The 5,235-nt window shown below is 62.1% G+C and carries 4 protein-coding genes; all 4 read left to right on the top strand.

Translation table 11 applies throughout. The features are described 5' to 3' along the window. The first annotated feature begins 90 nt into the window (after positions 1-90). Positions 91-1,083 carry an AAA family ATPase gene (locus GWP04_12045; protein NIA26280.1) on the top strand — a complete coding sequence of 331 codons (993 nt, stop codon included), beginning with the start codon at positions 91-93 and terminating at the stop codon, positions 1,081-1,083. Next, on the top strand, positions 1,076-3,655 hold the full coding sequence (locus GWP04_12040; protein NIA26279.1) for an HDIG domain-containing protein: 2,580 nt from the start codon (positions 1,076-1,078) through the stop codon (positions 3,653-3,655). Before GWP04_12045 ends, GWP04_12040 begins: the two co-directional genes overlap by 8 nt. Further along, positions 3,652-4,116 carry an rRNA maturation RNase YbeY gene (ybeY, locus tag GWP04_12035; protein NIA26278.1) on the top strand — a complete coding sequence of 155 codons (465 nt, stop codon included), beginning with the start codon at positions 3,652-3,654 and terminating at the stop codon, positions 4,114-4,116. The genes GWP04_12040 and ybeY overlap by 4 nt, the downstream gene beginning before the upstream one ends. A gap of 82 nt (positions 4,117-4,198) precedes the next feature. After that, positions 4,199-5,235: CBS domain-containing protein (locus GWP04_12030; protein ID NIA26277.1), on the top strand; the 1,037-nt coding region annotated here is incomplete at its 3' end.

Below are 5,235 nucleotides of genomic sequence, written 5' to 3'. Positions count from 1 at the left end.
CTGACGACTGACGACTGACGACTGACGACTGGTTGCCGGCCGCCTTTCGGTTCCCTTCAGGACACCCTCGCACCTATACTCTTATGGTCTATGCCTCTGAATGAGGATTCTCTGCTCAGTGCTCCTGATGCTGTTGTGCGCCTTCGCGTTCCGTCCAACCACCTGATGCTCGAACTGGTGGGTGAGAGAGACGCGCACCTGCGATCTCTCGAAAGCGCCTATCCGAACGTCCAGGTGATCGCCCGAGGCAACGAATTCATGCTCGCCGGTGAGGAAGCGGAAGAGGTGCGCACCGTCCTCGAGGAGCTCCTGATCCTGGTCCAAGAGGGCCAGACCCTCGACGCCGACCGTGTCCGCCGGGTCATCCAGATGGTCGAAGAGGATGTCCCGAGTCCCTCCGGAGTACTCACCGAGGGAGTCCCCGTCGGACGTGGCAAGGTGGTGAGGCCGAAGACGGTCGGCCAAAGCAGGTACATCGCAGCGATCCGTGAGAACACGATGGTCTTTGCCGTCGGACCCGCAGGGACGGGCAAGACGTATCTCGCCATGGCTACCGCCATCGAATCCCTGCAGAGTGGAGCAGTCAGCAGGATTCTGTTGACGAGGCCCGCCGTGGAGGCCGGCGAGCGACTGGGATTTCTCCCCGGCGATCTCGCGGCCAAGATCGATCCCTACCTGCGGCCGCTCTACGACGCCCTCTACGAGATGCTTGGTCCTGAAGAGACCGGCAGGCTGATGGAGCGCGGAACTATCGAGATCGCTCCGCTGGCGTATATGCGCGGGCGAACCTTGAACGACGCCTGCGTGCTCCTCGATGAGGCGCAGAACACCTCACCGGAACAAATGAAGATGTTTCTCACTCGACTCGGCTTCAATTCGAAGATGATCGTCACCGGAGACATCACGCAGGTCGACTTGCCGACAGGGAAGGGCTCCGGCCTTCGGATAGCCCGCCAGGTTCTCCGCGGGATCTCCGGTGTCGCGTTCGTGGAACTCACTTCGAGAGACGTCGTCCGTCATCGCATCGTTGCGGCCATCGTGGACGCGTACCAGCGGTACGAGGAGCAGCGTTCAAATGAGTAGGTACCTGACGAAGGCCACAGCGGTGCGTCTCCTGATCGTCGTCGCCACCGTCGCTCTGACGTGGGGTGCGCTGATGATCGGACAGCAGACCGCCGTTGTGACGGTGGCCGTGGGGGAGCCGTCCCCGCAAGACTTCTTCGCCGATCAGTATGTCAAGGTCATTGATCCTGTTGCGACAGCCGAGGCCAAGAGTGCTGCGGCCGACAAGATCGAACCGGTCTATTCACCGGATCCTGAGCGAAGCCAGGAGGTGCTCATCGGGATCGGACAGCTCTTCGATACCGTCGCGGCAGCGGTATTCCTGCCTGAGCCCGTACCTGAGTCTTCCACGACGACGGTCACGGAGCCCGAGATCACGACCACGGCTTCGACGACGACCGCGACGACCGCCGCCGGCGACGAATCGACGACCACGACGACACAGGCTCCTGCAACCACCGAGGTCACGGGGATCGTCTTTCTCGATGCGGACGGGGATGGAGTATTCGACACCGAGGCAGGAGATTTCCCGAAGAACGGTGCGACGGTCGCGGTCACGGGCAATGACGGAACCATCCAAGAGGTGGAGACCGATCAGGAAGGCCGGTATCGGGCCACCGGTGTGGAGGTTGGAACGGTGGTCGTCGATGTCGATGATTCGACGATTCCCAAGCATTTCGCGCTCTCGACGGTCGGCGATCCGCAGTCGTTCACCGCTCGAGAAGGGAAAGTGCTCGAGGTCGATCCGATTGGCTACGCGCCGCAGTTGAGCGACCTCGAAACACAGGCCCAGCTGCTCGAAGCCGAATACCCGACCCTGCAACCCGAGACTCGAAAGTTCCTGGTTTCGGTGGCCACCGCGGATGTGATGCGTCTCGTCACCGGCCGTGTTCCGTACCTTGCCGAGATCCGGGCGGCAGCGCTCGACCGTGCAGGAACCCTGCTGCAGCAGGGCCTGGCGAATGCCGACGACCTCGCCACCGCTCGGGCGGGTCTCGCGCAAATCCCGCCAACCGTCAGTTTGGACGGGAGTCTGGACTTCGATGCGAGCAAGGCAGCCGGTGATGTCGTGTCGGCGTTGCTCCAGATCAACAAGTTCAAAGACGAGGCCAAGACCGAACAACTCAAGCAAGAGGCCAGGGACGCGATCCCCGACGTCGAGGTGGAGTACAAACAGGGCGAGAAGATCGTGGGCGTCGGCACCCCGGTGACCGATGTCGAACTCGCCGCCATCGAAGAACTCAGTCTGTTGCGCCAAACGGTGCCCGAGCGGGCAGCCATGTTGCTCGTCGTCGTCCTGGTGGTCGGCATGTTGATCTTCTACCTGGCTCGGTTCCGGGCCCAGTTCTGGGCGCACACACGAAGGGTGCTCTTGTTCGGGCTCCTCATCGTGCTGGCAGCGCTGGTCGCTCGAGGCGTGGCGATCCTGACACCTGCCGATCAGCCGGCAGTCGGATTCCTGCTTCCCGCCGCGATGTTCGGATTCATGGCCGCGATTCTGTTCGATGCGCGAATCGGTGTCGTCATGGCCATGGCGGTCGGGGCGCTGACCGGTCTCGCCACCCGCGACGCCGGCCTCACCCTCTTCGCCTTGCTCTCCACGATGACTCCCATCCCCTTCGTCTCCTCCATTTCTGCCAGGGGAGACCTGCGCAAGGCGATCGTGTACACCGCGCTCGTGATGTTTCCCATGTCCGCCGGAATCGCGTGGTTCTTCAACGGTTGGGATGGTGCGATCACGGCGGGATTGTACGGGTTCGCAAACGGCCTGTTCCTGTCTGGACTGATCGGCGTGGCCGCTGTCTCGTTCCTCGAAATCATGTTCGACGTGACGACAACGCTGCGGCTGCTGGACCTGACCGATCGCAACCATCCAGCACTCCAGATGATGGAGGAGGAGGCCCGGGGTACGTTCAACCACTCGCTGATGGTGGGGACACTTGCCGACAGGGCTGCCAGGACGATCGGTGCGAACAACCTGCTCGCAAGAGCGGCCGCGTACTATCACGACCTCGGCAAGACACAGAATCCGCAGTTCTTCATCGAGAACCAGTTCGGGATCTCGAACCCGCACGACAGTCTTCCGCCGGAGGAGTCTGCCGCGATCATTCGCGACCACGTTTCCAGGGGAGTCGAGCTGGCGAAACGGTATCGGATACCGACGGCGGTGGCGGACGGAATCGTGTCGCATCACGGCGACGGAATCATGCGGTATTTCTATCACAAGGCGTGTGAGCGGTACGGCGTCGACAACGTCAAGGTGGACGACTACCGCCACTACGGGCACAAGCCTCAGTCAAAGGAGATGGCGATCCTCATGATGGCCGATGCCCTGGAGAGTGCGACGAGGGCGGTGTTCGCCGACGAGGATCCGACGCCGGACCGCATCGAGGAGGTCGTCGAACATGTTGTTGGAGAGAAGGTGGCCGATGGGCAGTTGGGGGAGAGTGACCTCACGCTTGGCGAGCTCACGAGGGTCAAGGCCGCATTCGTCGATTCGCTCGTCGGCTACTACCACCAACGGATTCCCTACCCGGGGTTCCCGGATACGTCTGCCGAATCACCGATCACAGTACCCGAGGCGACCTCATGAGTGTCTTTGTGGCCGATGAACAGGATGAACCGATAGAAGCCGAGCCGCTCCGGCGGCTTGCCGCGATGGTGCTTGAAGAGGAAGGCCTTCCGCATCAAGCCGACCTGACGCTGATGCTCGTTGATCTCGATCAGATGACCGAGTACAACGAGCGCTTCATGGAACGGGGGGAACCGACCGATGTCCTGGCGTTTCCTCTCGAACACCTCTCTCCAGGTGAGTATCCGGATCCCGGTCCGGGAGATCCGCCGCTGAATCTGGGGGACGTCGTGATCGCTCCAGAGTATGTGCGACGGCAAGCCGGCGAGATGGGTGTGTCGTTCGAAGATGAACTGGCGCTCATGGTCGTGCATGGCATTCTCCACCTGCTCGGCTATGACCACACGAATGATGAGGACGCAGAGCGGATGGAAGCCCGTGAGCGAGCACTCCTGAAGAAGGACGGAAGGCGACGGCCATGATCGGCCCTCGGTCCTTCGCTCTTCGTGCATGGCGCCTCGCTGTGAGCGTCTACTTCGGGGGCCACTCGTGATCCTCGGTTTTGTGGCGGCGCTTCTGTTTCTGCTGCTCGCGGGTGTAGTCCGTGCTGCTGCGGTCTCGTTGATGCTGACACCGCGTGCGGATGCCATGAGAGACGGGGCCGAGGCCGTGGCGGGTGCCGGCACCGTCGCGGATCTCCTCGAGGATCGAGTGAGACTTCAAGCGTCCATCGGGATGGTTCACTCGGGAATCCTGGTGGCCGCTGCCGTTCCGGCAACATGGGCGCTCACGACCATCCTGACAGGGTGGGCGCTCTTCGGTGCGCTCGTCGGTCTTGCGGGTGTCGTTCTCCTGACGGGGGACATACTCCCGCGAGCCTATGGACGAGGACATACGGCCTCGCTTGCGTACCGTTTCTCAGGACTGCTCTTCCTGGTGGCCGGGCTTGGGCGGCGGACGGGTGACCTGTTGATCGAAGAGCCGGAAGAAGACGATGTGCCGGACGAGGAAGAGGAAGAGGAACTGAAGCTGATCAGTTCTGTCCTCGAGTTCTCGGACACGCTGGTACGCGAGGTGATGATTCCGCGGCCGGACATGGTGACGATCGACCGGGAAGAGACAACGGACCGGGCGCTCGATATCGTGATCGAGGAGGGTTTCTCGAGGGTCCCCGTGGTGGGAGAGAGCCCTGATGACATCGTCGGCTTCGTGTACGCCAAGGACCTGCTGAGCATCATGGATCGTGGCGGCGGTCCCGAGCCCGTGACCCGCATCATGCGGCCGGTCTACTTCGTACCCGAAACCAAGCGCATCCCCGACTTGCTGCGAGACATGCAGACACGACAGCAGCACATGGCGATCGTGGTGGACGAGTTCGGGGGAACGGCCGGTCTGGTGACCATCGAGGACCTTCTGGAGGAACTCGTCGGGGAGATCATCGATGAATACGACACGGAGGATCCGCTCTTCGTCGAAGAGGAGGGCGGTACCTATCTCGTTGATGGCCGGTTCCCTGTCGAGGACCTCGAAGATGCGCTCGATGTCGAGTTGCCGCACGACGAGTGGGATACGGTCGGTGGTCTGCTCCTGGACCTCGCCGG

This window comes from Gammaproteobacteria bacterium (assembly GCA_011682695.1).
GTDB lineage: Bacteria > Actinomycetota > Acidimicrobiia > Spongiisociales > UBA4744 > BMS3Bbin01.
Note: the sequence above shows the minus strand (reverse complement) of the source record. Positions and strands in the feature narration are given on the sequence as shown.